Annotated in this window: 1 protein-coding gene and 1 pseudogene; both read left to right on the forward strand. The window is 50.1% G+C overall.

Going from position 1 to position 793, the window contains the following annotated elements; genetic code table 11:
• Positions 1-250: SHOCT domain-containing protein (locus J5224_RS31965; protein ID WP_264628983.1), on the forward strand; the 250-nt coding region annotated here is incomplete at its 5' end.
• A gap of 198 nt (positions 251-448) precedes the next feature.
• Positions 449-793: pseudogene (locus J5224_RS31970) on the forward strand (endopolygalacturonase); the annotation flags it as partial.

The following is a 793-nucleotide window of genomic DNA, read 5'->3' on the forward strand; positions in this document are numbered from 1 at the left end:
GGCGTGGATTGTTTTCTTACTTTTTATTCCGCTACTTACCTCTCTCATCTACCTTATCGTGCGCGGCAAGGGCATGGCAGAGCGACATCGCGCACAGGTGAAAAAATCAGTCTCAGCAACTAACGAATATATTCGTGAGGTCGCGGGGAAATCGCCCGCCGAGCACATATCAGAAGCTAAGAAGTTGTTAGATGATGGCATCATTACTGAAGAGGAATACCAAAAACTCAAAGCGAAAGCCCTGGCTTGATTGATAGAGATTAGCTACACGCCGATATTTATTCTTCTGCAACAGCGGAAAAGGGACGGCGATGGCGATAAAATGAAGTATAACTTTGTGACACTTTCTTACGCGGCAACGAGAGAGCGGCGTTTGCGGTTCTGTTTTAATCATCGTCTGGATGAAAACAACGTAACTATCGTGGATGATGGTTAGCAGGCTATACCGATGAACGCAAAAACACTCACAACGTTACTGTCTCTTTGCCCGGCATTTTTATTAAGCATCGCGCACGCAGCCGATCGTCGTCTGGTACAGGAACCCGCTTATCCGCAGCACATTTGTTCCACCCTGACGCCCGAACCGGGAAATAATCAGCAACGGATTCAGCAGGCCATCGAACGCTGCCCTGCGGGTCAAGCCGTGAAATTAATTGCCGCCAACGGCCACAATACCTTTCTAAGCGGCCCACTGAGTATGCGTTCCGACACGTGGCTGTGGGTAGATAAAGGTGCCGTGCTCGCGGCCTCCGCCAACCCCGCTGATTACGACAAAGGCAAAGGAATGTGCGGC

Source organism: Candidatus Symbiopectobacterium sp. NZEC135 (assembly GCF_025962695.1).